The 22964-nt window shown below is 72.5% G+C and carries 18 protein-coding genes; 16 read left to right on the forward strand and 2 right to left on the reverse strand.

The window, feature by feature from the left end:
• Positions 1-59 precede the first annotated feature (59 nt).
• The 5 genes from AB0N90_RS25295 to AB0N90_RS25315 all read left to right on the forward strand — a co-directional run bounded on the left by AB0N90_RS25295 (position 60) and on the right by AB0N90_RS25315 (position 6555).
• Positions 60-893 carry an alpha/beta hydrolase gene (locus AB0N90_RS25295; RefSeq protein ID WP_365200224.1) on the forward strand — a complete coding sequence of 278 codons (834 nt, stop codon included), beginning with the start codon at positions 60-62 and terminating at the stop codon, positions 891-893.
• On the forward strand, positions 874-1407 hold the full coding sequence (locus tag AB0N90_RS25300; RefSeq protein ID WP_365200227.1) for a hypothetical protein: 534 nt from the start codon (positions 874-876) through the stop codon (positions 1405-1407). The genes AB0N90_RS25295 and AB0N90_RS25300 overlap by 20 nt, the downstream gene beginning before the upstream one ends.
• A 28-nt stretch (positions 1408-1435) precedes the next feature.
• Positions 1436-3493: a prolyl oligopeptidase family serine peptidase gene (locus tag AB0N90_RS25305; protein ID WP_365200463.1), complete on the forward strand. Its 2058-nt coding sequence runs from the start codon at positions 1436-1438 to the stop codon at positions 3491-3493.
• 6 nt (positions 3494-3499) lie between these two features.
• The gene (locus AB0N90_RS25310) at positions 3500-4213 is read left to right on the forward strand and encodes a thioesterase domain-containing protein (protein WP_365200230.1); all 714 of its coding nucleotides are present in this window, start codon (positions 3500-3502) and stop codon (positions 4211-4213) included.
• Between the two features lie 65 nt (positions 4214-4278).
• Positions 4279-6555 carry an amino acid adenylation domain-containing protein gene (locus AB0N90_RS25315; protein ID WP_365200232.1) on the forward strand — a complete coding sequence of 759 codons (2277 nt, stop codon included), beginning with the start codon at positions 4279-4281 and terminating at the stop codon, positions 6553-6555.
• A 1171-nt stretch (positions 6556-7726) separates the two neighbouring features.
• Here the strand turns inward: AB0N90_RS25315 and AB0N90_RS25320 are convergent.
• Positions 7727-9169: an aminopeptidase P family protein gene (locus tag AB0N90_RS25320; RefSeq protein ID WP_365200235.1), complete on the reverse strand. Its 1443-nt coding sequence runs from the start codon at positions 9167-9169 to the stop codon at positions 7727-7729.
• Between the two features lie 339 nt (positions 9170-9508).
• On the opposite strand from AB0N90_RS25320, the gene AB0N90_RS25325 reads away from it, so the two are divergent.
• The 7 genes from AB0N90_RS25325 (at position 9509) to AB0N90_RS25355 (ending at position 16771) form a co-directional block, all read left to right on the forward strand.
• Positions 9509-10762 carry an MFS transporter gene (locus AB0N90_RS25325; RefSeq protein ID WP_365200237.1) on the forward strand — a complete coding sequence of 418 codons (1254 nt, stop codon included), beginning with the start codon at positions 9509-9511 and terminating at the stop codon, positions 10760-10762.
• 62 nt (positions 10763-10824) lie between these two features.
• Entirely contained in the window at positions 10825-11646 is an 822-nt protein-coding gene (locus AB0N90_RS25330; RefSeq protein ID WP_233360890.1) for a cupin-like domain-containing protein, read from the forward strand.
• Positions 11643-12917, forward strand: coding sequence for an aminotransferase class I/II-fold pyridoxal phosphate-dependent enzyme (locus AB0N90_RS25335; protein WP_365200240.1), 1275 nt, complete (start codon positions 11643-11645; stop codon positions 12915-12917). The genes AB0N90_RS25330 and AB0N90_RS25335 overlap by 4 nt, the downstream gene beginning before the upstream one ends.
• On the forward strand, positions 12914-13894 hold the full coding sequence (locus AB0N90_RS25340) for a CoA ester lyase (RefSeq protein ID WP_365200242.1): 981 nt from the start codon (positions 12914-12916) through the stop codon (positions 13892-13894). The genes AB0N90_RS25335 and AB0N90_RS25340 overlap by 4 nt, the downstream gene beginning before the upstream one ends.
• Positions 13891-14811: an acetaldehyde dehydrogenase (acetylating) gene (locus AB0N90_RS25345; RefSeq protein ID WP_365200243.1), complete on the forward strand. Its 921-nt coding sequence runs from the start codon at positions 13891-13893 to the stop codon at positions 14809-14811. Before AB0N90_RS25340 ends, AB0N90_RS25345 begins: the two co-directional genes overlap by 4 nt.
• Positions 14808-15818, forward strand: coding sequence for a 4-hydroxy-2-oxovalerate aldolase (dmpG, locus tag AB0N90_RS25350; protein ID WP_361675475.1), 1011 nt, complete (start codon positions 14808-14810; stop codon positions 15816-15818). Before AB0N90_RS25345 ends, dmpG begins: the two co-directional genes overlap by 4 nt.
• Positions 15815-16771 carry an ornithine cyclodeaminase family protein gene (locus AB0N90_RS25355; RefSeq protein WP_365200245.1) on the forward strand — a complete coding sequence of 319 codons (957 nt, stop codon included), beginning with the start codon at positions 15815-15817 and terminating at the stop codon, positions 16769-16771. Before dmpG ends, AB0N90_RS25355 begins: the two co-directional genes overlap by 4 nt.
• A 17-nt stretch (positions 16772-16788) precedes the next feature.
• Here the strand turns inward: AB0N90_RS25355 and AB0N90_RS25360 are convergent, their stop codons facing one another.
• Positions 16789-17280: a MaoC family dehydratase gene (locus tag AB0N90_RS25360; protein ID WP_365200247.1), complete on the reverse strand. Its 492-nt coding sequence runs from the start codon at positions 17278-17280 to the stop codon at positions 16789-16791.
• 160 nt (positions 17281-17440) lie between these two features.
• On the opposite strand from AB0N90_RS25360, the gene AB0N90_RS25365 reads away from it, so the two are divergent.
• The 4 genes from AB0N90_RS25365 to AB0N90_RS25380 all read left to right on the forward strand — a co-directional run bounded on the left by AB0N90_RS25365 (position 17441) and on the right by AB0N90_RS25380 (position 22809).
• Entirely contained in the window at positions 17441-18802 is a 1362-nt protein-coding gene (locus AB0N90_RS25365) for a hypothetical protein (RefSeq protein ID WP_365200250.1), read from the forward strand.
• Positions 18803-18877: 75 nt separating this feature from the next.
• Complete coding sequence (locus AB0N90_RS25370) at positions 18878-20230, forward strand: cation:proton antiporter (protein ID WP_365200252.1); 1353 nt, start codon at positions 18878-18880, stop codon at positions 20228-20230.
• Positions 20227-20823: a histidine phosphatase family protein gene (locus AB0N90_RS25375; protein WP_365200253.1), complete on the forward strand. Its 597-nt coding sequence runs from the start codon at positions 20227-20229 to the stop codon at positions 20821-20823. The genes AB0N90_RS25370 and AB0N90_RS25375 overlap by 4 nt, the downstream gene beginning before the upstream one ends.
• Positions 20824-21075: 252 nt before the next feature.
• The gene (locus AB0N90_RS25380; protein WP_365200256.1) at positions 21076-22809 is read left to right on the forward strand and encodes a DUF4157 domain-containing protein; all 1734 of its coding nucleotides are present in this window, start codon (positions 21076-21078) and stop codon (positions 22807-22809) included.
• Positions 22810-22964 lie beyond the last annotated feature (155 nt).

The raw sequence follows: 22964 nt of genomic DNA on the forward strand, positions 1-22964 counted from the left end.
ACACCCGCGTGCCGTGCCACACCGCCCCCCCCACCGCCAGCCCCAGGGAGTTCGCCGCCGTGCCACTCGCCAGGATCAACGGAACGGATCTCTCGTACGCCGTCGACGGCGACCGGGGCGATCCGGTGCTCCATGTCGCCGGGTCCGGTCAGTCCTCGGTCGTCTGGGAGATGCAGACCGTGCCCACGCTGCTGGCGGCCGGCTACCGCACCGTCGTCTTCGACAACCGGGGCATGCCGCCCTCGGCGGTGCCGCCCGCCCCGTACACGGTGGAGGACCTGATCGCGGACACCGTCGGCCTGATGGAACACCTGGACCTGGGCCCCTTTCATATGATCGGGTCGTCGCTCGGCGGTCTCGTCACCCAGGCGGTGGCCCTGCGCCGACCCGATCTGGTCCGCTCCGCCACCTTCCTCCAGGGCTGCGGCGACCTCTCCCCCGCCGCCGTACCGGTCCTCGAAGCCACGGCCGAGCTGTACGCACTGGACGCCCCGCCCCCGGCCGCGCTGCGCTGGCTGGCGGCGGACGGGCTGGTCCCGCCCACGCGCTGGCACGACGCGCGCGCGGTGGCCGAGGCGCGGGAGCTGACCGCCGAGATCATCGCGGGTCCGGCCGGTGCCGGGGTGGCCGGGCAGACCGCGGCGACCCTGGAGTGGGCCGGTGCGGACCATCTGTCCGAACTCGCCGGACTGTCCGTACCGGCCCTGGTGGTCGCCTCCGAGTGGGACCGCATGTTCCCGCCGGCGCTGCTCCGGCGCGCGGTCGAGGCCATGCCGGACGCGCGCTACCTGGAGATCGACGGCGCGGCGCATGTGCCGACCGGCCACTCCGCCACGATCGCCGCCGCGATCCTCACCTTCCTGAAGGAGATCGGTGAACCCTCAGCAGACTGAGCCCGCGGCCGCCCCGGGGACCGGCGCGCTCGCCCTCGCCTTCCACAAGTTCGCCCTGTACGCCTCGATGTCCGCGCGGGCCAACCCGGGTATCGCCCCCGGTGTGCTCGCGGTCGGCGCGGTGGCGGAGGCGCTCGGCGCGGCGCTCGAACGGCGCGGGATCGCCGTGCTCGGGGTGCGCGCGCAGGACGTGCTCGGCGCGGATCCGGCGGGGCTCGGCGGCCATCGGCGCTTCCCCGGCGCCTACGTCGAACCGGCCTGCCCCCAGCTGGACTCGGTGCCCGCCGCCCGGCTGATCGGCGCGCTGGCCGACCTGATCGTCCCGCACGGCGCCGTCCTCCTCGCGGGTCCGGAGCGGTGCGGGGAGGTCCGGGAGCTGCTCGCGTCCTGCGGTCTGCACGACAGCGACGACCCCCGGGCGGGCACCCATCTGCTGGCGCGGAAGAAGGACGTCTGCTGCCACGACCGCGACCAGGAATTCCATGACCGCAGCGCCATCTGGTGCGAAGGCTGACTTCGCGACCGCCGACGAAGGGTTCACCATGATCCGCCCCCCGCACCCGGCCCCCTACGGGACCTGGTCCTCCCCCGTCACCGAGGAGGCGGCCGCCTCGCACCCCGGCCGGGCCGAATGGCTCAGTTGCGTGGGGGACGAGGTGTGGTGGACCGAGCTGCGGCCGAGCGAGGGCGGCCGGCAGGCCCTGCTGCGCCTGCGCGACGGACGGCAGCACGATGTGCTGCCCGCGCCCTGGAACGTCCGCAACAGTGTGCACGAGTACGGCGGCCGCCCCTGGACCGGCCAGGAGCGGGCGGCCGGAGGGCCGCTCGTCGTGTTCACGCACCACCCCGACCAGCGGCTGTACGCGTACGCCCCGGACGAGGGCGGGGCGCCTCGCGCGCTCACCCCCCTGGCGGCGTCCGGTGCGGGCCGTCAACTGCGCTGGTGCGCGCCGCGGTTCGGGCCCGCTGGCGACGAGGTCTGGTGCGTCCTGGAGGAGCACACCGGCCCGCGGCCGGGGGACGTCCGGCGCGTGCTGGCCGCCGTACCGCTGGACGGTTCGGCCGCCGGGGATCGCGGCAGGATCAGGGAACTGACCGACGACGGACCGCGGTTCCTCACCGGGGCGGTGCTCTCCCCGGACGGCGCGCGGGCCGCGTGGCTGTCCTGGGACCACCCCGACATGCCGTGGGACGCGACGCGGTTGCACCTCGCACGGATCGACGCCGACGGGAGCCTGCGCGAGCGGCGGACACTGACGCTCACCTCGGACGGCGACGAGGACGGCGGCACGGAAGGGGACGTGGAAGGAGGCGGGGGCGGCGATGGGGCAAGGAGCGGGGGCGCGTCCCGTGAGTCGATCGCCCAGGTCGAGTGGTACTCCCCCGACGAGTTGGTCGTCTCCACCGACCGCAGCGGCTGGTGGAACCTGCACCGCGTGGACGCCGCCACCGGGCGCGCGACCGTACTGCACCCGGCGCGCGAGGAGTTCGCCGGGGCGCTGTGGCAGGTGGGCATGGAATGGTTCCGGGTGCTCCCCGACGGCCGGATCGCCTGTCTGCATGGGCACGGCCGGCTCGCGCTCGGCATCCTCGACCCGGCGACGGGCACACTGACGGATGTCGAGGGCCCCTGGACCGAATGGGCGCCGACGCTGGCGGTGTCCGGGGACCGCGTCGTCGGTGTGGCGGCGGGTCCGGCGTCCGGCTACGAGATCGTGGAGACCTCGGCCCGCACCCTGGCCGCGCAGGCGATCACCGGCCCCCCTGACGAGGCGCTCGACCCGGACTACTGCCCGCTGCCCGAGCCGCGCACCTTCGAGGGCGCCGACGGACGCGACATCCAGGCCTGTCTCTACCGCCCCCGCAATCCCCGATTCAGGGGCCCCGAGGGCGAGAAGACACCGTTCGTGGTGTGGGTGCACGGCGGTCCGACCGCGCGGACACCGAAGGCCCTCGACCTCCAGATCGCCTACTTCGCCTCACGGGGCATCGGCGTCGTGGTCGTCGACCACAGCGGCTCCACCGGATACGGCCGCGCCTATCGCGAACGGCTGCGCGATCAATGGGGAGTCGGCGATGTCCAGGACTGCGCGGACGTCGTCGCGGCGCTCGTCGCGGAGGGCCTCGCCGATCCCGCCCGGGTGGCGATCCGCGGCGGCAGCGCCGGGGGCTGGACCGCCGCCGCGTCCCTCACCTCCCCGCTCGCCGGGGGCCGCTACGCCTGTGCGGCGATCTACTATCCGCTGCTCGATGCGGCGGCCACGGTCACGGGTGAGACGCACGACTTTGAATCGCGGTACGTGGAGGGGCTGATCGGCCGCCCGGACGAGGTGCCGGAGCGCTTCGCCGAACGCTCCCCCATCCATCACGCCGAGCGCGTCACCACGCCGTTCGCGCTCTTTCACGGAGCCGAGGACCCGGTCTGCCCGGCGGCCCAGTGCGAGCGTTTCCTCGCCCGTATCAAGAACCCGGACCTGGTGCACACCCATCTCCTGTTCGCGGGCGAAGGACATGGATTCCGCCGCGAGGAGAACATCATCGCCGCGCTGAAAGCCGAATTGCGGCTCTACCTCGACACGTTCAGCCCTTCGGAAGGTTGATCACGCATGGACGGATCCCGTTCGGACATCCTGCTCTGCTTTCCGGCGGCCGGTGGCGGCCCCAGTCTCTTCGCCCCCTGGATCGGTGCGTCGTCCGTCTTCGACGTGGTGCCGGTCGATCTCCCGGGAAAGGAGAAGCTGCTGTTCGAAGAACCCGTCGACAGTATTCCGGGGCTCGCCCGTGCCGTGCTGCCCGCCGTGCGCGCGGCGGTGGCCGGGCGGCGCCGGATCACCCTCTTCGGCCACTGCTTCGGCGCGATCGTCGCCCACGAGCTGGCTCGCCTCCTGGAACTCGAACACCCGGAGGCAGAGTTGGTCCTGTTCGCCAGCGGCTCCGCCGCGCCCGGGGAGATCCCCTGGACCCGCGCGGCGGGCCTGCCCGACGCGGGCCTTCTGCACCAGGTCGCGCTGAACTCCGGGGAGTCGGGGGCCATCCCCGAGGACCCCGAACTGCGTGAGCTGATCCTGCCCGCCCTGCGCGCGGACGTGACCGCGCACGAGTCGTACGAGCCCCCCGCGGGACCTCTCCTCTCGTGCTCCGTCGTCACCGTGCGCGGCGAGCACGACGCGCTCGTGAGCGCCGAATCGGCGGCCCGCTGGCGGGACTTCACGACGGGTCGGGTCGACGGCTTCGAGCTGCCCGGCGGCCATATGTATCTCACCGAGCGGTGGGGCCCGTTGATGGCCCATCTGGAGAAGGAAGTCGGCGACCGCGCCTGATCCACGCGTCGGCGGCCCCGCCGCGCCGATGACATCTGCCGGTAGGATATTGGGAGTTGAAGCGGATGCGTGCACAGCAGTCGTCGGACGCCGAGGCCGGCACCCCTGTCGATCCACCGCAGGAGGTACTGGCGGCCGCCGTGCTCGCGGTCTCCCGCTTCGCCGGGCAGCGGGACGTCGAGGCCCGGGTGAGCCTGGGTGACTACCAGGCGGTGGACGTACGGGCGGCGGAGGTGACCACCGTCGCCGGATACCGGGAAGCGCTGTTTCGGCACTACGAGAAGGTCATGGCACCGGCGGGCGCGGACGTTGCCGCCCGGCTGCTGGTGGAAGCCGTGGGGGACGACGCGGCGGGCCCGTCCCTCGCGGTGACTCGGGCCCCAGACGGCGGCCGGACGGCGGTGAGCGCGGGGTCGGGTGCCGTACCGGAGTGGCTGGTGGAGCGGCTGGGCAGCAGCGTGAACCATCTGCGGCAGCTGCTCACGGACCCGGCGTGGCAGCACCGGACGATCGCGGACCTCCCGCTCCAAGGCCCCGACACAGAGCTGGAGTTCGTCTCGCTGGGCCAGGGCGCGGAGCTTTCCGCGGACCTCCCGGCGGGCATCCACGCCGCGTTCGGCGCGCAGGCGCGGCGCACCCCCGACGCCGTGGCGGTGACGGACGCGGACACGGAGGTCCGCTACCGGGAACTGGCCGCGTGGGCCGAAGAGATCGGCGGCCGGCTGCGGGCGGCGGGGGTGGGGCGGGGCAGCCGGGTGGGGGTGCTGCTCGACCGTTCGGCGGCGACGATCGCCGCGCTGCTGGCCGTGCTCAAGTCCGGCGGGGCGTATGCCCCGATCGACCCGCATGTGCCCGATGAGCGGCTCGCGTTCATGGCGAAGGACTGCGGCCTCGCGCTGGTCGTCACCGAGGACATCGAGCGGGTACGACGCCTCGGCCTGACCTCGGTCACCGCGCGACGGCTCGGGGACGCCGCCCCGGCGACCGTGCCGGACTCGGTGATCGGCGGCGCGGAGGATCCGGCGTACATCATCTTCACCTCCGGCTCGACCGGTAGGCCCAAGGGCGTCGAGGTGGCGCACCGGAGCGTGCTCGGTCTGGTGGCGGCGACGGCCCCGTCCTTCGGGTTCGGCGCCGGGGACGTGTGGACGTGGTTCCACTCCGTGGCGTTCGACTTCTCCGTGTGGGAGATCTGGGGCTGTCTGCTCACGGGCGGACGGCTGGTCGTCGTACCCGAGTCCGTACGGCGCGCACCCGACGAGTTCCGCGCGCTGCTGGCCGAGCAGCGGGTGACGGTGCTGAACCAGACGCCGTCCAGCTTCATGCAGCTGCTGGAGCTGGAGTGCCGGGAGCGCACCGAACTCGCGCTCCGGCTGGTGGTGTTCGGCGGGGAGACCCTGGACACGGCGGCCCTGGGCCGCTGGCTGGCGGTGCGTCCGGTCTCCGGGTGCCGACTGGTGAACATGTACGGCATCACGGAGACGACCGTGCATGTGACGGCGCAGGAGATCACCGGGGAGCTGGTGGCCGCCGCGTCCCGGTCGGTGGGGCCGGCGCTGCCCGGCTGGTCGGTACGGGTGGTCGACGCCCGTCAACGGCCCCTCCCGCCCGGGGCGTCGGGGGAGATCGCGGTGGGCGGGGCGGGGGTCGCCCTCGGGTACGTCAACCGGGCGGAGCTGACCGCGCGGCGCTTCGTCGCCGATCCGGTGAGCGGGGAGCGGCTCTATCTCAGCGGGGACCGGGGGCGGATGCTGCCGGACGGGTCCCTGGAGCATCTCGGCCGTCTCGACCAGCAGGTCAAACTCCGGGGACACCGGATCGAGTTGGGCGAGATCAGGGCCGTACTGCTGGCGCGGCCGGAAGTGCTCGCCGCGGCGGTGGTGGTCGGCCGGCCGGTACCGGAGGACCGTGCCTTCGACCGGCTGGACGCGTATGTCGTGCCCGCTCCGGACGCGGAACCCTGGGACGCCGAGGAGGTCCGGCGGGGGCTGGCCGCGACCCTGCCCGACTACATGCTCCCGGCCACGCTCACCCCGTTACCCGCGCTGCCGCTCACCGCCAACGGAAAGCTCGACGCGGCCGCCCTCCCCGTCCCCCGGCCCGGCCGGACCGAGGAACCGGCGGACGCCACCCAGGCCCTGGTGCTGGCCTGCTGGGACAGGGCGACGGGCCTAGCTGCGGGCCTGGACGACAACTTCTTCGACCTCGGCGGCAACTCCCTCCTCGCCACCCGCCTGGTCACCGCCCTCCGCGACCGCGGCCTCCCCTCGGCCCGCCTGGCCGACATCTACCGCCACCAGACGCCCCGCCTGCTGGCGGCCCACTATGCCCGATCCAACTGACGCCGAGCGGGCGCGCCCACCGGGGCGACCGGTGAGCCGCACTGACCGGAGGGCTACAGGCTCGACCCTTGACGCGAGACGGCCACAGGGTGGGGGTCCGGGCAAGCGGCCGGGGCCGGGTACGGGCTGCGGCGACCGAGCGGCCCAGGGCGTGCGCCTCGGCGCGCGGCCGACCCAGGGTGGGCGGCCGGGCAGGCGGCTGGCGCGCGGGACGGGCTCTGGCGAGCGGCCGGGACGGAGTGTGGGCGGCGGGGATCGAGCGGCCCAGGGCGTGGGCCTCGGCGCGCGGCCGACATACGGCAGAGGTCGTGGCGAGCGGCTGGCGCGCGGCACGCACTCCGGCGCACAACCCGGGCAAGGCAGGGGCGACGGCCACCGAGCGGCCCAAGGCAGGCGCCTCGGCGGGTGGTCGGCATATGGCCGGGGTCCCGGCGAGCGACTGCCCAGCAATCCGCACACTGGCGCACAACCCGGGCAAGGCAGGGGCGACGGAAATCGGGTGGCCCAGGGCAGGCGCCTCGGCGCGTGGCCGACGTACGGCAAGGGGCCCGGCGAGCGACTGCCCAGCAATCCGCACTCCGGCGCACAACCCGGGCAAGGCAGGGGCGACGGAAATCGGGTGGCCCAGGGCAGGCGCCTCGGCGCGTGGCCGACGTACGGCCAGGGTCCCGGCGAGCGGCTGCCCAGCAATCCGCACTCCGGCGCACGACCCGGGCAAGGCAGGGGCGGCGGAGATCGGGTGGCCCGGCGCAGACGCCTCGGCGCGCGGCCGACGTACGGCAGGGGTCCCGGCGCGCGGTTGGCGCGGGGCGCGCGCGCTGGTGAGCAACCGGCATGGGGCGGGGGGTCTGGTGACCGAGCGGCCCGGGGCGTGGGGCTCGGCGCGCGGACTGCCCGCGGCAGGGGTGCTGGTGAGCTGCCGGTGGGCCGTACGGGCTCCGGCGATCGGGCGGTGGGTGGTGCGCGGCACGGTCGTACGGGCTTCGGCGATCGGGCGGTGGGTGGTGTGCGGCACGGTCGTAGGGGTTCCGGGGCGCCCTCGGGGGGTGGCGCGCCGGGGACGTCCGCTCGTCCCCGCCGACCGCCGGCCCCCCGCACCCGTGCTCAACGCCGCGCGGGGAGGGCGGCCCGCGACCGCCTTCTCACCTCCGAGCCCGGCGAGTCCTCCGGGTCAGGCCCCGAGTCCCGCCATCCAGGCCTCGACCTCCTCCGAGCGGCGAGGAAGGGAGAGGGAGAGGTTCTCGTTGCCGGATTCGGTGACGAGGATGTCGTCCTCGATGCGTACGCCGATGCCCCGGTACTCCTCGGGCACGGTCAGGTCGTCGGCCTGGAAGTAGAGGCCGGGTTCGACGGTGAGGACCATGCCGGGCTCCAGCGTGCCCTCGACGTACATCTCGGTGCGGGCCGCGGCGCAGTCGTGGACGTCGATGCCGAGCATGTGGCCCGTGCCGTGCATCGTCCAGCGGCGCTGGAGGCCGAGTTCGAGGACCTTGTCCACCGAGAGGTCGCCCAACAGGCCCCAGGAGACGAGGTGTTCGGCGAGCACCCGCTGCGCCTCCAGGTGGTACTCCCGGTACCCGGCACCGGGCCTGACCACCGCGATACCGGCCTCCTGGGCCTCGTACACCGCGTCGTAGATCTTGCGCTGGAGCGGGGTGAAGCGGCCGCTGACCGGCAGGGTGCGGGTGATGTCGGCCGTGTAGAGGTTCCGCGTCTCCACACCGGCGTCGAGCAGCAGCAGGTCGCCGGCGCGTACCGGGCCGTCGTTGCGCACCCAGTGGATGGTGGTGGCGTGCGGGCCGGAGGCGCAGATCGAGGCGTAGCCGACGTCGTTGCCCTCGACGCGGGCGCGCAGGAAGAACGTGCCCTCGATATAGCGCTCCGAGGTGGCCTGCGCCTTGTCGAGGACCCGTACGACGTCCTCGAAGCCGCGCGCGGTCGCCTCGCAGGCGAAGCGCAGGTCGGCGATCTCGAAGTCGTCCTTGATCCGGCGCATCTCGGAGAGGAACACCCGCAGTTCCTCGTCGCGTTCGGCGGTCACCTTGTCGGTGAGGGCGTCCTCGATCACCGCATCGTGACCGCGCAGCACCCGCACCGCCCCGGTGGTCTCGCGCAGCGCGTCCGGCAGCGGGCGGACGTCCGCGCAGGGCAGGCCGAGGAGCCGGGCGTTCTCGCCGAGGCTGTGGCGGCGGCCGTCCCACAGTTCGCCGCGGGCGGAGAGCCAGAACTCCCCGTTCTCCCGGTCGGATCGGGGCAGCACATACGCGGTCGCGGTGTGGCCGCCGTCCTCGCGGGGCTCCAGGACCAGCACGCCGTTCTCGGTCTGGTCGCCGGTGAGGTACGCGTAGTCGGAGGAGGGCCGGAAGCGGTAGTAGGTGTCGTTGGCCCGGACCTTGAGCCGGCCGGCCGGGATCACCAGGCGCTCACCGGGGAAGCGGGCGGAGAGCTCGGCGCGCCGGCGGGCGGTGTGGGCGGCCTGCGCTATCGGCTTCAGGTCGTCGCGCTCGGTGTCGTCCCAGCCCTCGTTCATGTTCGTGGCGAGTTCATCGCTGATCTTGCGGTCGAGGCCGTTCTTCCGCTGTTCGACTGGTGCGCCGGACGTCCGCTCGGTCACGTTTTCCTCCTGCGTCGATTCGGTCGGGACCGCCCGTTCACCTGCGGTCGACCGTCATCGTATGGGGAAATAAATCACCGTCGCACAGGAAGTCCGGAACAGCCGGATCCGCGTCCCGGCACCGGAGTCACATTTCCCAACTCATGCCACAAATATAAGCCGTTGACACCCTGCGGTGATCACCCTACTATCACCACGGCACGGCAGCGGGCGGGGGCGCACCAGATCGGCACGGTCGGCGGGGAAGCGTTTAGTTTCCCGACTTGTGGCGGAACCGAGTTTCCGACCCGAATTTGCCTGAGCTTTCTACATGGCCTATTTCATGCCGACAGGAGTGCTGTGTCCGCAGCGGTTTCGGGGTCGCATTCGGGGTTCGGTTCCTATCTGAGACTGCTCCGGTTACCCGGCGCCGCGCCCCTGGCCCTGTGGGGCGTGGTCGGCCGGGCCCCGATCGCGATGCGGTCCATCAGCATCCTGATGCTGGTCTCCGCGATGACCGGCTCCATGGCCGAGGCAGGCACGGTGGCGGCCGCCATGCTGCTCGCCCAGGGTGTGGTCAGCCCGCTGCTCGGGCGCACCGCCGACCGGATCAGCCAGCGCCGGGTGCTGCTGACCGCGGGCGTCATCCACCTCGCGGGCATGACGCTGCTGCTCCTGGCGATCACGCTGAAGGCCCCGCTGGTGCTGATGATCCTGGCGGCGGTGGCCACCGGCTGCACCTCGGTGTCGTTCACCTCGTTCATGCGGGCGCGCTGGGCGGCGATGGTCGAGGCGGACGCGCTGCGCACGGCGTACGCCATGGAGTCCATCCTGGACGACACGATCTTCCTGCTCGGCCCGCTCGTGGTCACCGTGCTGGCGTCGGCCGTGCACCCGGCGGCCGGTCTTGTCGCCTGCGGGCTGCTGACGCTGGCCGGGTCCGTGGCCGTCTCACTGCACCGGCGCTCCGAGCCGGCCCCGCAGGGCGCGACGGGCCGGAGCACCGAGCGCGCCATCAAGGTGCCCGGCGTATGGATCCTGATGCTCTGCTACGCCGGGATGGGCTTCCAGTTCGGCGCGGTCGACGTCACGATGATCGCGTTCGCCAAGGAGCAGCACGCACCGGGGCTCGGCGGTGTGTTCCTCGCCCTGATCTCGGTGGGCAGCCTCATCGCGGGCGCCGTCTACGGAGCCGTCAACTGGCGTCTGTCCCAGGCCCGTTTGCTGACGGTCACCTGCACCGTGCTCACGCTGGGCGTGCTCCCCCTGGCCTTCGCCCCCTCCTCCCTCGTGATGGGGTTCCTCGCCGTCCTCGCGGGGGTGGCGATCTCGCCGGGTCTGATCGCGGGCAGCACGCTTCTCGAATCGGTCTGTCCCAAGGGCGCGTTGTCCGAGGGATTCTCGTGGCTCACCAGTGCCGGTGCCCTCAGCATCGCCACGGGTACGGCGGCGGGCGGCCGGCTGGCCGACTTCTTCGGGTCCGCGGCGGGGGCCTGGGCGGGCGTCGGTGGCGGGCTCTTCGCCCTGACGCTGGCGGTGCTGGGGCAGCCGGCGCTGCGTGGTGAGCGGCCCGCGGCGGAGCCCGCCGCGAAATGGGCGGTGCAGGAACAATGAGCGGAGAGGGAAGAGTTGTGGACGCAAGCCAGCCTGTCCCGGCGAAGAGCGGCCTCGGCGGTCTGCCCGTGCCCCGGCTGTCGTTCGACGAGTTCATGGCCTTTGGACGGGACGCCCTGATCCGTGCGGACGTCCCCGTGGTGATCACCCTGCCGGGCGGCACCGAGGGCATGGGCAAAGAGGGGGTGGCCGAGCTGCTCGGGGAGCTGCCGGTGACCCTGTTCACCGAGCCCAGCGACAAGAAGAACCCCGAGCGCTGGACCACCAGGGAGATCCGGCTCGCCGAGTTCTTCGCCGACGACACCTACCAGAACGACGCGAGCACCTGGAACCGCGTCGTGTCCAACATCCGCGACCGGCCCGGTGACGTCAACCGCATTCTCGGCTTCGACGCGGGGAAGCTGTTCGACTACCGGCGCGCCCTCAACGCGGCCAATCTGTGGATCAGCCACCGCGGGGTCTTCACCCAGAGCCACTTCGACGAGCTGGAGAACTTCAACATCGCCCTGGAGGGCCGCAAAAGGTTCGTCATGGCGCCGCCGGGCTCGCGCGCGTACTACCCGCGCTCGCTGAAGCAGGGGTTCGGCGACAAGTCGCAGGTCTTCGACTTCGACGACGTGGACCCGGCGCGCTTCCCGAGGATCGCGGCCAAGCTCGCCCGGCGCCGCGAAGTCGTCCTGGAACCGGGGCAGATGCTCTATCTGCCGCTGGGCTGGTGGCACCAGGCGGAATCGCTGGACGCGATGAACATCAACGTGAACTTCTGGCTGCGCGACCCCAAGATCCTGCGCCGTCCGTACGTGCTCGGGGTGGCGGTCTACACCGCGGTCTTCCGCAAGCTCAAGGGCGTCTACAACTACGAACCGGCACAGGCGGCGTCATGACCGAGCGCATCAGCATCACCCCCACCCACCGGTACCGCAACAACGACAAGCTCATCGGCATCGGCAACGAGTTCTGGGACATGTCGGAGCGCAACGGTCTGGCCGGTCTCGTGGCCGACCTGGACTCCGGGGTGCTGCGGACCACCGCCGGACATGAATTCGTCGCGGACGGCCATGAGTTCATCAACTTCAGCTGCTGCTCCTACCTCGATCTCGACTCCCACCCGAGGGTGATCGAGGGCGGCCTCGACGCGATGCGCCGCTACGGCGTCCTGGACCACTGCATCGCCCGCAGCCGGGTGCAGATCCCCGCGATGCTGGAGCTGGAGGACTCCCTCGGCGAGCTGTTCGGCGCGCATGTGGTGTGCTCCATCGCGGCCAGCACGGCCACGTTCGGGCTGCTGCCGCTGATCGCCTCCGGTCATCTGGGCAATGGCATCCGGCCGTTGATGGTCTTCGACAAGAACGCCCACATCTCGATGTCGAACCTCAAGCCGGTCTGCGCCGACGAGACCGAGGTCGTCACCTCCCCCCACCACGACCTCGACTTCATCGAGGACGCGTGCCGGAAGTACGCGCGGGTGGCCTACGTCTGCGACGGCAGCGACAGCCTGGGCGGCTATGCGCCGGTCAAGGAGCTGGCCGAACTCCAGGACAAGTACGGCCTGTTGGTCTACTACGACGACTCCCACTCGCTGTCGGCCTACGGCGAGCGCGGTGTCGGGTACGTCCGCACGCACAGCCCGGTCCTGGACGAGCGCACCATCGTGGTGGTCACCCTGAACAAGGCGTTCGGCACCAGCGGCGCGGCCATTGTGCTCGACGGGTACGAGAAGGAGACGCTGCGGGTCATCGAGCGCTTCGGCGGCGCCCTGAACTACTCGCAGCTGCTGAACACGGCCGCGGTCGGCGCGGGCCTCGCCTCCGCCGAGATCCACCGCACGCCCGAACTGACCACGCTCCAGGACCGGTTGTACCGCAACATCGAGCTGTTCGACTCCCTGGTGCACACCGAGCAGACCGGCAGCACCTACCCGATCCGGCTGGTGCCGCTGAGCGACGAGACGGTGATCGAGGCCGGGCGGCGCGTCTTCGAGGCCGGGTTCTACGTCTCCCCGGTGTTCTTCCCGATCGTCGCGCGCGGCACGGCGGGGCTGCGGGTGATGATGCGCGCGGGCCAGACCGAGGAGCAGATCCGGCGGCTGTGCGCGGTCCTCACCGAGGTCGGTGCCTGCCCCGCGATACCCGCGCCCGGGGAGGCGGCACGATGACCGACGCCACCCGGGCGCTGCCGCGCAGCATCCTGTACACGCCCGCGCTCTCCCTCGACCTGGTCGTCAAGGCGTGGTCGTACGACGCCGACGTGCATCTGATCGACCTGGAGGACGCCGTGCCACCGCCCGGCAAGGCGGCGGCGCGCGAGGTGTGCCGGGCGGCGCTGGAGAAGGCGCCGGCCCCGGCCAACACCGCGGTGCGGATCAATCCGCTGGGCACCCTGGACGCCGTACGCGATCTGCTGATGCTGGCCGAGTCGCCGGTCCGCCCCGGCATCGTCGTGATGACCATGGTGGACTCGCCCGTCGAGGTACGGCTGCTGCGGGACACCCTCGCCACGGCCGGGGCGCACCCGGAGATCTATGTGACGCTGGAGACCCCGGCCGGTGCCCGCGCCGTGGACGGCATCGCCGAGGCCGCCGACGGGCTGATCCTCGGCTCCGCCGATCTGGCCGCCACCCTGGGCGTCGAGATCACCTGGGCCGGTCTGCTCGCCACCCGCCAGGCCATGGCGCTCGCCTGCGCGCGGTACGGCACGGCCTGTGTCGACACCGCCAACTTCCGGCTCGACGCGCCCGAGGTGCTGGCCGAGGAGATCGAGCGGGTGCGCGAGCTGGGTTTCCACGGCAAGGTGGCGGTCCATCCCGGCGAACTCGCCACGATCAACCGGGCGTTGCGCCCCGACGCGGCGGAACTGCGCCACGCCCGCCGGGTCACCGAGGCGGTCCGGGCGGCGGACGGCGGAGTGGCCCTGCTGGACGGCGCCATGGTCGGACCGCCGTTCGCCCGCCGGGCACGGATGACGGTGGAGCGCGGGGACGCGTGGAACGCGCGGTTCGCGCCGACCGGTGCGAGGACCTCCGGTGCCGGAACCGCGGACGCGAAGGCCACGGAACGGCGCGCGGCGGAGCCGGTCGCGGCGGATGCGAGATCCGCCGATCCGCTGCCCTCGGACCCGGAGGCGGCGCGATGAGCGTCACCGACGACAGAGCGGTGCACACCGTCCCGGGGATCTCCGTCGCCGTGATCGGCACCGGTGCCATCGGGCAGGACCTGGTCGCCAAGATCCGTCGTTCGGCCGTGCTGGACTGCGCGCTGGTGGCCGGGCGCGACCCGCAGTCGGCGGGGTTGCGCCGCGCCGCCGGGCTCGGCTGTCCGACCAGCGCGGACGGTATCGCCGCGATCCTCGCCGCGCCCCGGCCCTTCGACGTGGTGTTCGACGCCACCAGCGCGCGGGCGCACGCCGAACACCGGCGGCTGCTGCGGTCGTTCGACACGCTGCTGATCGATCTGACGCCGAGCAAGATCGGGCAGATGGTGGTGCCGACCGTGACCGGGGTGCACGCGCCGCCCGAGGGCGACGTCAGCCTGATCAGCTGCGGCGGCCAGGCGTCGGTCCCGGTCGCGCACGCCCTCGCCGAACGGTTCGACGTGCGGTACTTCGAGGTCGTCTCGACCGTCGCCTCCAGCGTCGCGGGCCGGGCCACCCGGCTCAACCTGGACGAGTACGTCGCGACGACCCAGCAGGCGCTGACCGCGTTCACCGGCGTGGGCGACACCAAGGCGATCCTCAACATCAGCCCGGCCGTGCCGCCCGCGGCCTTCCGTACCACGGTGCACGCGCTGGTGCCCGGGGCCGACCCCGCGACGGTACGGGCCGTGGTGGACGAAGCGGCCGCGCGGGTCCGGGAGTTCGCGCCCGGCTACCGGGTACGCGGCTGCGAGGTGCGCGGCGAACTGATCGCCGTCACCCTCGAAGTGACCGCCGACAGCGAGGTGTTGCCCGCCTACGCGGGAAACCTGGACCTCATCGACGCGGCCGCGGTCCTGGTCGCCGAACAGCACGCGGTCCGGCTCGCCCCGGCCGCCGGGCAGGGGGTGAGCCGGTGACCGCGGTGGTGATCCACGACCCCACCTTGCGCGACGGCCAGCACGCGGTGCGCCATCAGCTCGGCATGGAGGCGCTGCGCGGCTACGCGGCCGCCGCCGACGCCGCGGGGATCCCGGTGGTGGAGGTGGGGCACGGCAACGGGCTCGGCGCCTCCTCGCTCCAGGTCGGCCGTGCCGCCGTGCCCGACGATCTGATGCTGGCGACCGTACGCGAGGCCCTCCAGCACAGCCGGATGGCGGTGTTCCTGCTGCCCGGCTGGGGCACCTCCGACGATCTGCGCAGGGCCCTGAAGCAGGGCGCCGACGTGGTGCGGATCGGCGTGCACTGCACCGAAAGCTCTCTAGCCGAGCGCCACTTGGGCTTTCTCGCCGAGCAGGGCGCGGAGGCGCACTGCGTGCTGATGATGAGCCATATGGCCGCGCCCGCCGAACTCGCCGAGCACGCGGCCCGTGCCGTCGGCCACGGGGCGCGCGCGGTCGGCATCATGGACTCCGCCGGGCACTTCCTGCCGGACGACGTCAGCGAGCGGATCGGCGCCATCCGGGCCGCCGTCGACGTGCCGGTGATCTTCCACGGGCACGACAACCTCGGCCTGGCCGTGGCGAACTCGGTCGCGGCCGCGCGGGCGGGCGCGGGAATCATCGACGGCTGTGCGCGCGGCTTCGGCGCGGGCGCGGGCAACACCCAACTGGAAGTACTGGTACCGGTGTTGGAGCGCACCGGGTTCAGCACCGGCATCGATCTGTACGCGCTGCTGGACGCCGCCGAGTTCGCCGAGCGCGCCCTGATGCCGGCGCCCCCGGTGACCGATTCACTGAGCATCGTCAGCGGACTGGCCGGAGTCTTCTCCGGGTTCAAGCACCAGGTCCTCGAACAGGCCCGGCGGGCGGGTGTCGACCCCCGGGACGTGTTCTTCGAACTCGGCAGACGGCAGGCCATCGCCGGACAGGAGGACCTGATCGGGGACGTGGTCGCGGAACTGAGCGCGCGGGGACCGGTCGCATGAGCGGGCCGGTGTTCATCGGGCCCGCGGACATGGGGGGCACCGAGCGGCTGCTGCGGGTGGTCGACGCGCTCGCCGAGGCCTTCGCCGACCTGTCCGCAGGCCGTACGTCCTCTCCCCCGCGCACCATCGTCGCGCACGGGCGCGGCGGGGAACTGCTCGCGGCGACCTCCGTGTGGGAGCGGCACGGCGTGGGCAGCGTCAAGATCACCACGCTGACGCCGGGCAACCCGGAGCGCGGCCTGCCGCTGATCCACGGGGTCGTCGCGGTCACCGAGCTGGCGACCGGCCGTATCACCGCGCTGCTGGACGGCGCCGAGCTGACCGCCGTCCGTACCGGCGCGGTCGCCGCGCTGGCCACCCGGCTGTGCGCGCCCGCGGACGCCGCCGACCTGGCCGTACTGGGCGCCGGAGTGCAGGCGCGGGCCCTGGTGCGGGCCGTGTCCGCGGTCCGCCCGCTGCGTACGGTCCGGGTGTTCTCCCGTACCCGCGAGCGCACCGAGGAGTTCGCTCGCCGGGTCCGGGACAGCTCGGGCGGCGCGCTCCGGGTGACCGTGTGCGACACGGTGCGGGAGGCCGTCACCGATGCCGCCGTCATCTGTACGACGACGTCGACCAGCGCGCGTGAACCGCTGGTCGAGGCCGGCTGGGTGGCCCCGGGCGCGCATCTCAATGTGATCGGCGGCACCCACGAGGACGCGCTGGAGGTCGATCCGGCGCTGCTCGCACACGCGCTGGTCGTGGTGGAGGAACGACGGGCGGCGTGCGCGGAGGCCGGTGAGGTGCGGGCCGCGCTGGCCCGCGGGCTGATCGGTCCGGGGGCGCTGCGCGAACTGGGCGAACTGGTCGGCGCGGGGGCCGCGGCGGACGGCCGTACCTCGGTGTTCCGGGGGGTGGGCCTGGCCATCGAGGACACGGCCGCCGCGGCCGCCCTGTGCGCGGGCACCGCGCCATGACGGGTGGGGCGGTGGTGTCAGGCCGTCTCGCGGCAGCGGACCATGAAGGACCGCTCGAAGACGATGACGGTCTCCCCGGTGGACTTGTGTCCGGTCGTCTCGACCGTGACGATCCCCTGTCCCGGCCGGGACTTGGAGCGCCGCTTGTCCAGGATGCGGCTCGTCGCGTACAGGGTGTCGCCGACGAACACCGGGTCCTTCAGCCGGACCCGGTCCCAGCCGAGGTTGGCCACCGCCCGCGCGGACAGCGCCTGTACGGTCATGCCGCTGATCAGGCAGATCGTGATCCCGCTGTTCACCAACACCCGTCCGTACTCGGCGCCTTCGCCGTACGCCTTGTCGAAGTGCAGCGGGTGCTGGTTCATCGTCAGCAGTGTCAGCCAGGTGTTGTCCGACTCGGTGATGGTCCGCCCGGGCCAGTGCTTGATCACCATCCCCGGCTCGAAGTCCTCGTAGTCGCCGCCGTGTTCCTCGACGTACTCGTTCTCGCTCACCTGACGCAGTGTCATATGACCTTCTCCCGTGCGCGTGTACGGCCTGCGGGGCGCCGGACTCGCGGCGGCGCCGCGCACACCCTAGCGGTGCGCCGCGCCTCGTGATCGGTGGCTCGTGATCGATGACCCGTGATCGGTGGCTCGTGATCAGCGGAAGTGAAAGAGAGGAAGACGGATGACCGTGCTCCTGGAGGCGGACCCTTCGCCGATGACGGGCCACCCGTGGTTCGGCCGGTACCGGCTGGCGCCCGCGGCCGGTGCGGCGACGCTCCGCGACCTGCTGCGGCACGAGATACGGGACACCGGCTACTGGTACCAGACGCATCTGCCGGCCGCGCCGATCGCGCTGCCCGCCGCGTCGTACGCCGAGTTGTTCCGCGTCTCGCGGGCCCTGCTCGACCTGGTGCGGCGCACCGCCCTGGAGAGCGCGGCCACCACCGAGGGGCGCCTGGCCGCGTACCGTATGCCACTCAGTGAGCGACAGCTGTTCCTCGCCGACCAGTTCACCGAGGAGCGGTACGCGGACTGCGTGGCCCGGCCCGACATCGTGATCGGGCCGGACGGGCCCCGGTTCCTGGAGTTCAACGTCAGCGGCGCGCTCGGCGGCCCGGTGGAGTTCCACTGCCGGATGGCGGTCTGGCGGCGCCTGTACACCGACGCCCGGGGGCGGTTGCCGTTCGACCACCAGCACCCGTTCGCCGTACGCGCGCGGATGTTCCGGCAGCTGTGTGCCGAGTGGGGGCTGCCGCCCCGGGTGGCGATGGTGGGCAGCGCCCGCGACCAGGGCGGCTTCACCCGCTACTTCGACCTCCAGGTCGACCACTTCAACAGCCATGGCCTGCTCGCGCGGTTCTTCGAGCCCGAGGATCTGCACGAGGCCTGGGACTGCCCGCCGCGGCTGCGGTACGGGCTGGGGCTGCGGGACTTCACCATCCCGGACTGGGCCGAACTCGGCATCGACACCGCGCCGGTGCAGACCGCGCTGGACCACGGCTGCCTCCTGGTCGGCACCCAGACCTCCACCTTCCTGTCCAGCAAGCTGACCATGGGCCTGCTCTCGGAGGGCCGCCCGTGGATGAGCGCGGCCGAACGCGCCCTCGTCGACCGGTATCTGCCCTGGACCCGGGTCCTGTCCCACCGGTGGACGACCCGGGGCGAACGCAAGGTCGACCTGGTGGAGTTCACCGTCGCGCACCGGGAGTCGCTGGTGCTCAAGGAGAGCATCGGCATGAGCGGCCGACAGGTCCTCATCGGCCGGGAGACGGACCACGCCGAGTGGGCGGCGGCGGTGACGGCGGCCGCCGAGACCGGCACCAGCGTGGTGCAGGAGTTCGTGGCGCCGCGCACCTGCCGGCTCGCGATGGTGGCCGACGGGGTGGACGAGCCGTACGACACCGAGGTGGCCCCGGTGTTCGGGCCGCTGCTGTTCGGCGGCCGCCCCGCGGGGCTGTTCGCGCGGTTCTTCGGCGACGGAAGGGAGGGAATCGTCAGCGTCGCGGGCGCGGGCTGCTCCGACGACTGTGTGGTCTCGATCTAGGCACCACCGAGAGAGCAGAAGGGACACCCGTGGATTCCGCACGCGTGCGCACGCACCCGGAAGGGGGGAGGAGCCGTGTCTCTCGAAGCCGCTGAGGTCGCCCATCTCCTCCTCGCGCTCATCGTCCTGCTCACCGCCGCCCATCTCGGCGGCCATCTGTTCGCACGCCTGCGCCAGCCCCAGGTCATCGGCGAGATCGCGGGCGGTCTGGTGCTCGGCCCGACGGTCCTCGGCGAGTTCGCACCCGGGGCCCGGCACTGGCTGTTCCCGGCCGGGGGTGCCACCGCGTCCGTGCTGGGCGCCTTCTACCAGCTCGGCATGCTGCTGCTGGTGTACCTGACCGGCGCCGAGCTGCGCGCCCGCCGCGAGACCGGGGGCCGGCGCACCATCACCTACGCCGCGATCTCAGGTCTCGTCCTGCCGTTCTCCTTCGGGCTGGCCGTCGCCTCCGCCGTGCACACCGGCGGCCTGGCCGGTCCCAACGGTTCGCCCGCCGCCCTCGCGCTCGTCTTCGGCATGGCCGTCGCGGTCACCAGCGTGCCCGTCATCTCCCGCATCATGCTGGACCTCGGCATCCTGCGGACCCTGTTCGCGCGGATCGTGCTGGCCGTGGCCGTGATCGAGGACATCCTGCTCTACGTCGTCCTCGCCATCGTCCTCGGCATGGCGGGGGCCCGCGGCGCCGACGCCTACGGGCTGTGGGCGTCGTACGGCTCGGGCGAATTGGCGCCCACCGTCGCCTACTTCACCGTCGTACCGCTGCTGTTCCTCGTGCTGTGCCTGCGGCTCGGGCCGGGGCTCTTCGCACGATTGTCACGCTCGCGGGCCAATGTGCTGGAGCGGCGCAGCCCCCTCGCGTTCCGGCTGGTCGTCGTCTTCCTGCTGTGCGCGGCGTGCGGCGGGCTCGGCATCGACCCGATCTTCGGCGCGCTGGTGGCGGGCATGTGCGTGGCGGGCGCCTCGGGGGCGGAGGCGGAGCGGTCCCAGGAGACGCTGCGCCAGGTCTCGCTGGGCTTCTTCGTGCCGGTCTACTTCGCGATCGTCGGCCTCAAGCTGGATCTGGTGCGCCATTTCGACCCGGTGTTCTTCTGCTGGTTCCTGGCGCTGGCCTGCCTGGTGAAGTCGGCCGGCGTGTGGCTCGGGGCCCGGCTGGCGGGAGAGTCCCCGGCGGCGGCCAGGAATCTCGCGGTCGCGATGAACGCGCGCGGCGGTCCGGGCATCGTGCTCGCCTCCGTGACGTTCGGCGCGCACCTCATCAACGAGAACTTCTTCACCTCGCTGGTGCTGCTGTCCATCGTGACCAGCCAGTTCGCCGGATTCTGGCTCGGCCGGACCGTGGCCCGGGGCAAGCCCCTCATGCCTGGCTCCGCCGGGGAGAGGGCAGGCTCCGGGGCCGGCCGGGAACCGCTCGTGGAGGACGTCCGGTGAAGATCTATCTGGTACGGCACGGTCAGGCGCAGCCGATTCCGGGGCGCCGCCGGGACGCCTCGCTCAGCCCGCTCGGGCACACCCAGGCCGGGCAGCTGGCGAAGTGGCTCGCGGGCGACGCGCGGCTCGACGGCGACACCTCGCTGACCGTGGGCAGCGTGCTGACCAGCCCGCTGGCAGAGGCCCGCGAGACGGCCGAGTACGTGTGCCAACCGCTCGGGATCCCGGCCCGGGTCCAGCACACGCTCGCGGAGGCCGACTTCCCCGTCGCCACCGAACTCCCCTCGGCCACCGCGCCGTTCGCCCGGCGCCGAGGCAGACTCCTGTCCGAGCGCTATCTGGACTTCCGCGCCCAGGCGCGCACCGCCCTGGCCGAACTCGGCCGGTGTGCCGAGGAGTCGGGGCGACCGGTGCTGGCGGTGAGCCACGGCGGGCTGATCGGCACGGTCGTCCGGGCGGTCGCGGAGTCCGACACGTTCCGCCTCAAGCTCTACCACTGCGGGATCACCGCACTCGACTGGTCCGACGGCCGCTGGCGGCTGTCCCACGTCAACCTCTGGGACCATCTGCCGGTCCCGCTGCGCACCACCTGACCACCGTGTCACCGGTGACCGGCCGGGCAGTGGCGCTGCCCGGACATTGCCCGTTTCGCCCTGTTCGAGGGAAGCGTCCGTGTCGTACACCGAAAGAGTGGGGCAGGACTCGGCGTGGTGAGGAGAGCTGTGCACGGGCACCGGAAACAACACGAGGATCCCACGGCGGCCGGCTCGCGGCCCCGGCCCACCACGGCCCGTACGGCGGACACTCGGCGGACCGGGCAGACGGACGCACCACGGCCGGACGCGGTGGCTGCGCTGCAACGGCTGATCGGCAACGCGGCGGTCAGCGAGCTGCTGGGCCGCGCCGGGACGGAGCGCTCCGCGGCGGCCGAACAGCAGTCCGCCGCGGTCCGCGGGGTGCTGCGCTCCCCCGGCCGGCCCCTGGACGACCCGGTGCGCGGCGACATGGAGGCCCGGCTGGGCGCGGACTTCTCCGATGTGCGGGTGCACACCGACCGGGCGGCGCACGAGTCCGCGGCTTCCGTCTCCGCCGAGGCGTACACCTCCGGCTCGCACATCGTCTTCCGCGAGGGCCGCTACGACCCCTCGTCCGACGCGGGCCGCACGGTGCTCGCCCATGAGCTGACGCATGTCGTGCAGCAGCGGCGCGGCGCGGTCGCCGGTACGGACACCGGGGGCGGGCTCGCCGTCAGCGATCCCTCGGACCGGTTCGAGCGGGAGGCGGAGCGGGTCGCCCAGCGGGCGGTGGCCGATGGGACGCCCGACGCGGTCGCCGACGGGACGCCCGAGGCGGTGGCCGATGGCCCGGTCCGGGCGCCGGGCGCGGTGGCGCACTCCGGCGCGGGGCTGACCGTCGCCCGGCTGATGTCGGTCGGCGAGTTCCAGCAGCGCACCACCGTCGGCGCCTTCCAGAAGCGCGGCTCGTCCATCGACCAGGTCGAGCAGGCCCTCGCCGAGTGCCATGGGGAGGCGGCACCGTCGAACGACTTCGCGGTCAGGGCCGATCGGCTGGAGGACCTCGTCCAGGCCGCGGAGACCTACCTGACCAAGTCGAAATCGGCCCGGCACACGCAGGTCGTCCAGGCCCTGCTCGCCGAATGCCGGCCCGAGGCGGCGGTCTTCCGGCAGCTCGCGAACGCCGAGGGCCTGGCGAACCCGCTGGCGAAGGCGCGCGCGTTGCTCACCGCGCAGGAGGCGGTCCTCCAGCGCGTCCGGGACGCGAACCTGGGCGCCGACAGCGAAGTGTTCAAGGCCAACGCCCATCTCGGGACACCGCTGCTCCAGGCCGTCAACACGCTGTCGGACGCCGAGAAGCGCACCCTCGTCGGGGACGATCTCGATCTGCTGGCCGAGATCCAGGCGGACCCCGGCGCTCCGCAGGTCACCCGGGACATCCTCGGGGATCTGCTGGCGAACCGCGGCATCGTCAACTTCACGATCGGCATGCCGGGAACGAAGCTGTCCGAGCCGGGAGTCGCCGAGAAGTACACCCTCAAGCACACGATGGCGCAGGCAGGCGGTGCGACCGAGCGGCTCGGCTCACTGGCCCATGAACTCACCCACGTGGACGCCGGAGAGAGCTTCGACAACACGCAGATCCTGCTGTTGCTGCGGCAGAACCTCGCCGACGCCGACATCACGGCGCTGGCCAAGGAGCGCAAGGCCCGGGTCGATGCCCTGCTGGGGCTCCTGGCCGGCAACGAGACGCTCACCGACGCCCAGAAGGACCTCTTCACCTTCAAGTTGAACTACGCCACGGACCCGAACAAGGGCGTCGGCCGCTACGCGGCGGCCTTCAAGAACAAACTCGACGCCGCCACCTACCAACGCCTTCTGGAGATCGAGGCGTTGAGCGCCCCGAACAGTTCCGCCCTCGTGGAGTACGACACCGTCGTCAACCAGCTCCTCGTCTATCTGCACCGCTGGGGCGTCCCCCAGACGGATCCGCTCCACGCGGCGGTCGCCCAGTTGGCCACGGAGCTGCGCAACGACCGAAGGGCCGCGGCGGCGGGCCACTAGAGCGCGGATCACCCGGGCACCGGATCACCGGTCCGCTCACCACCGGGCCGCTCGCTGCCGGCCCTCGGCCCGCGGAGCATCGGGCGGTGCTCCGCCTGCTCAGCCCCACGCGCGTCAGCGAAACGAGCCGGTCCCCCCGAATCCGCGCTCCTCGC

The organism is Streptomyces sp. NPDC093018, assembly GCF_040684035.1.
Lineage (GTDB): Bacteria > Actinomycetota > Actinomycetes > Streptomycetales > Streptomycetaceae > Streptomyces > Streptomyces murinus.

What these genes read in the sequence shown, in the direction of transcription:
- AB0N90_RS25305 (WP_365200463.1), top strand. Translation starts at nt 1,436, where the DNA reads ATGATCCGCCCCCCGCACCCGGCCCCCTACGGGACCTGGTCCTCCCCC.
- AB0N90_RS25310 (WP_365200230.1), top strand. Translation starts at nt 3,500, where the DNA reads ATGGACGGATCCCGTTCGGACATCCTGCTCTGCTTTCCGGCGGCCGGT.
- AB0N90_RS25315 (WP_365200232.1), top strand. Translation starts at nt 4,279, where the DNA reads ATGCGTGCACAGCAGTCGTCGGACGCCGAGGCCGGCACCCCTGTCGAT.
- AB0N90_RS25335 (WP_365200240.1), top strand. Translation starts at nt 11,643, where the DNA reads ATGACCGAGCGCATCAGCATCACCCCCACCCACCGGTACCGCAACAAC.
- AB0N90_RS25340 (WP_365200242.1), top strand. Translation starts at nt 12,914, where the DNA reads ATGACCGACGCCACCCGGGCGCTGCCGCGCAGCATCCTGTACACGCCC.
- AB0N90_RS25345 (WP_365200243.1), top strand. Translation starts at nt 13,891, where the DNA reads ATGAGCGTCACCGACGACAGAGCGGTGCACACCGTCCCGGGGATCTCC.
- AB0N90_RS25355 (WP_365200245.1), top strand. Translation starts at nt 15,815, where the DNA reads ATGAGCGGGCCGGTGTTCATCGGGCCCGCGGACATGGGGGGCACCGAG.
- AB0N90_RS25360 (WP_365200247.1), bottom strand. Translation starts at nt 17,280, where the DNA reads ATGACACTGCGTCAGGTGAGCGAGAACGAGTACGTCGAGGAACACGGC.
- AB0N90_RS25365 (WP_365200250.1), top strand. Translation starts at nt 17,441, where the DNA reads ATGACCGTGCTCCTGGAGGCGGACCCTTCGCCGATGACGGGCCACCCG.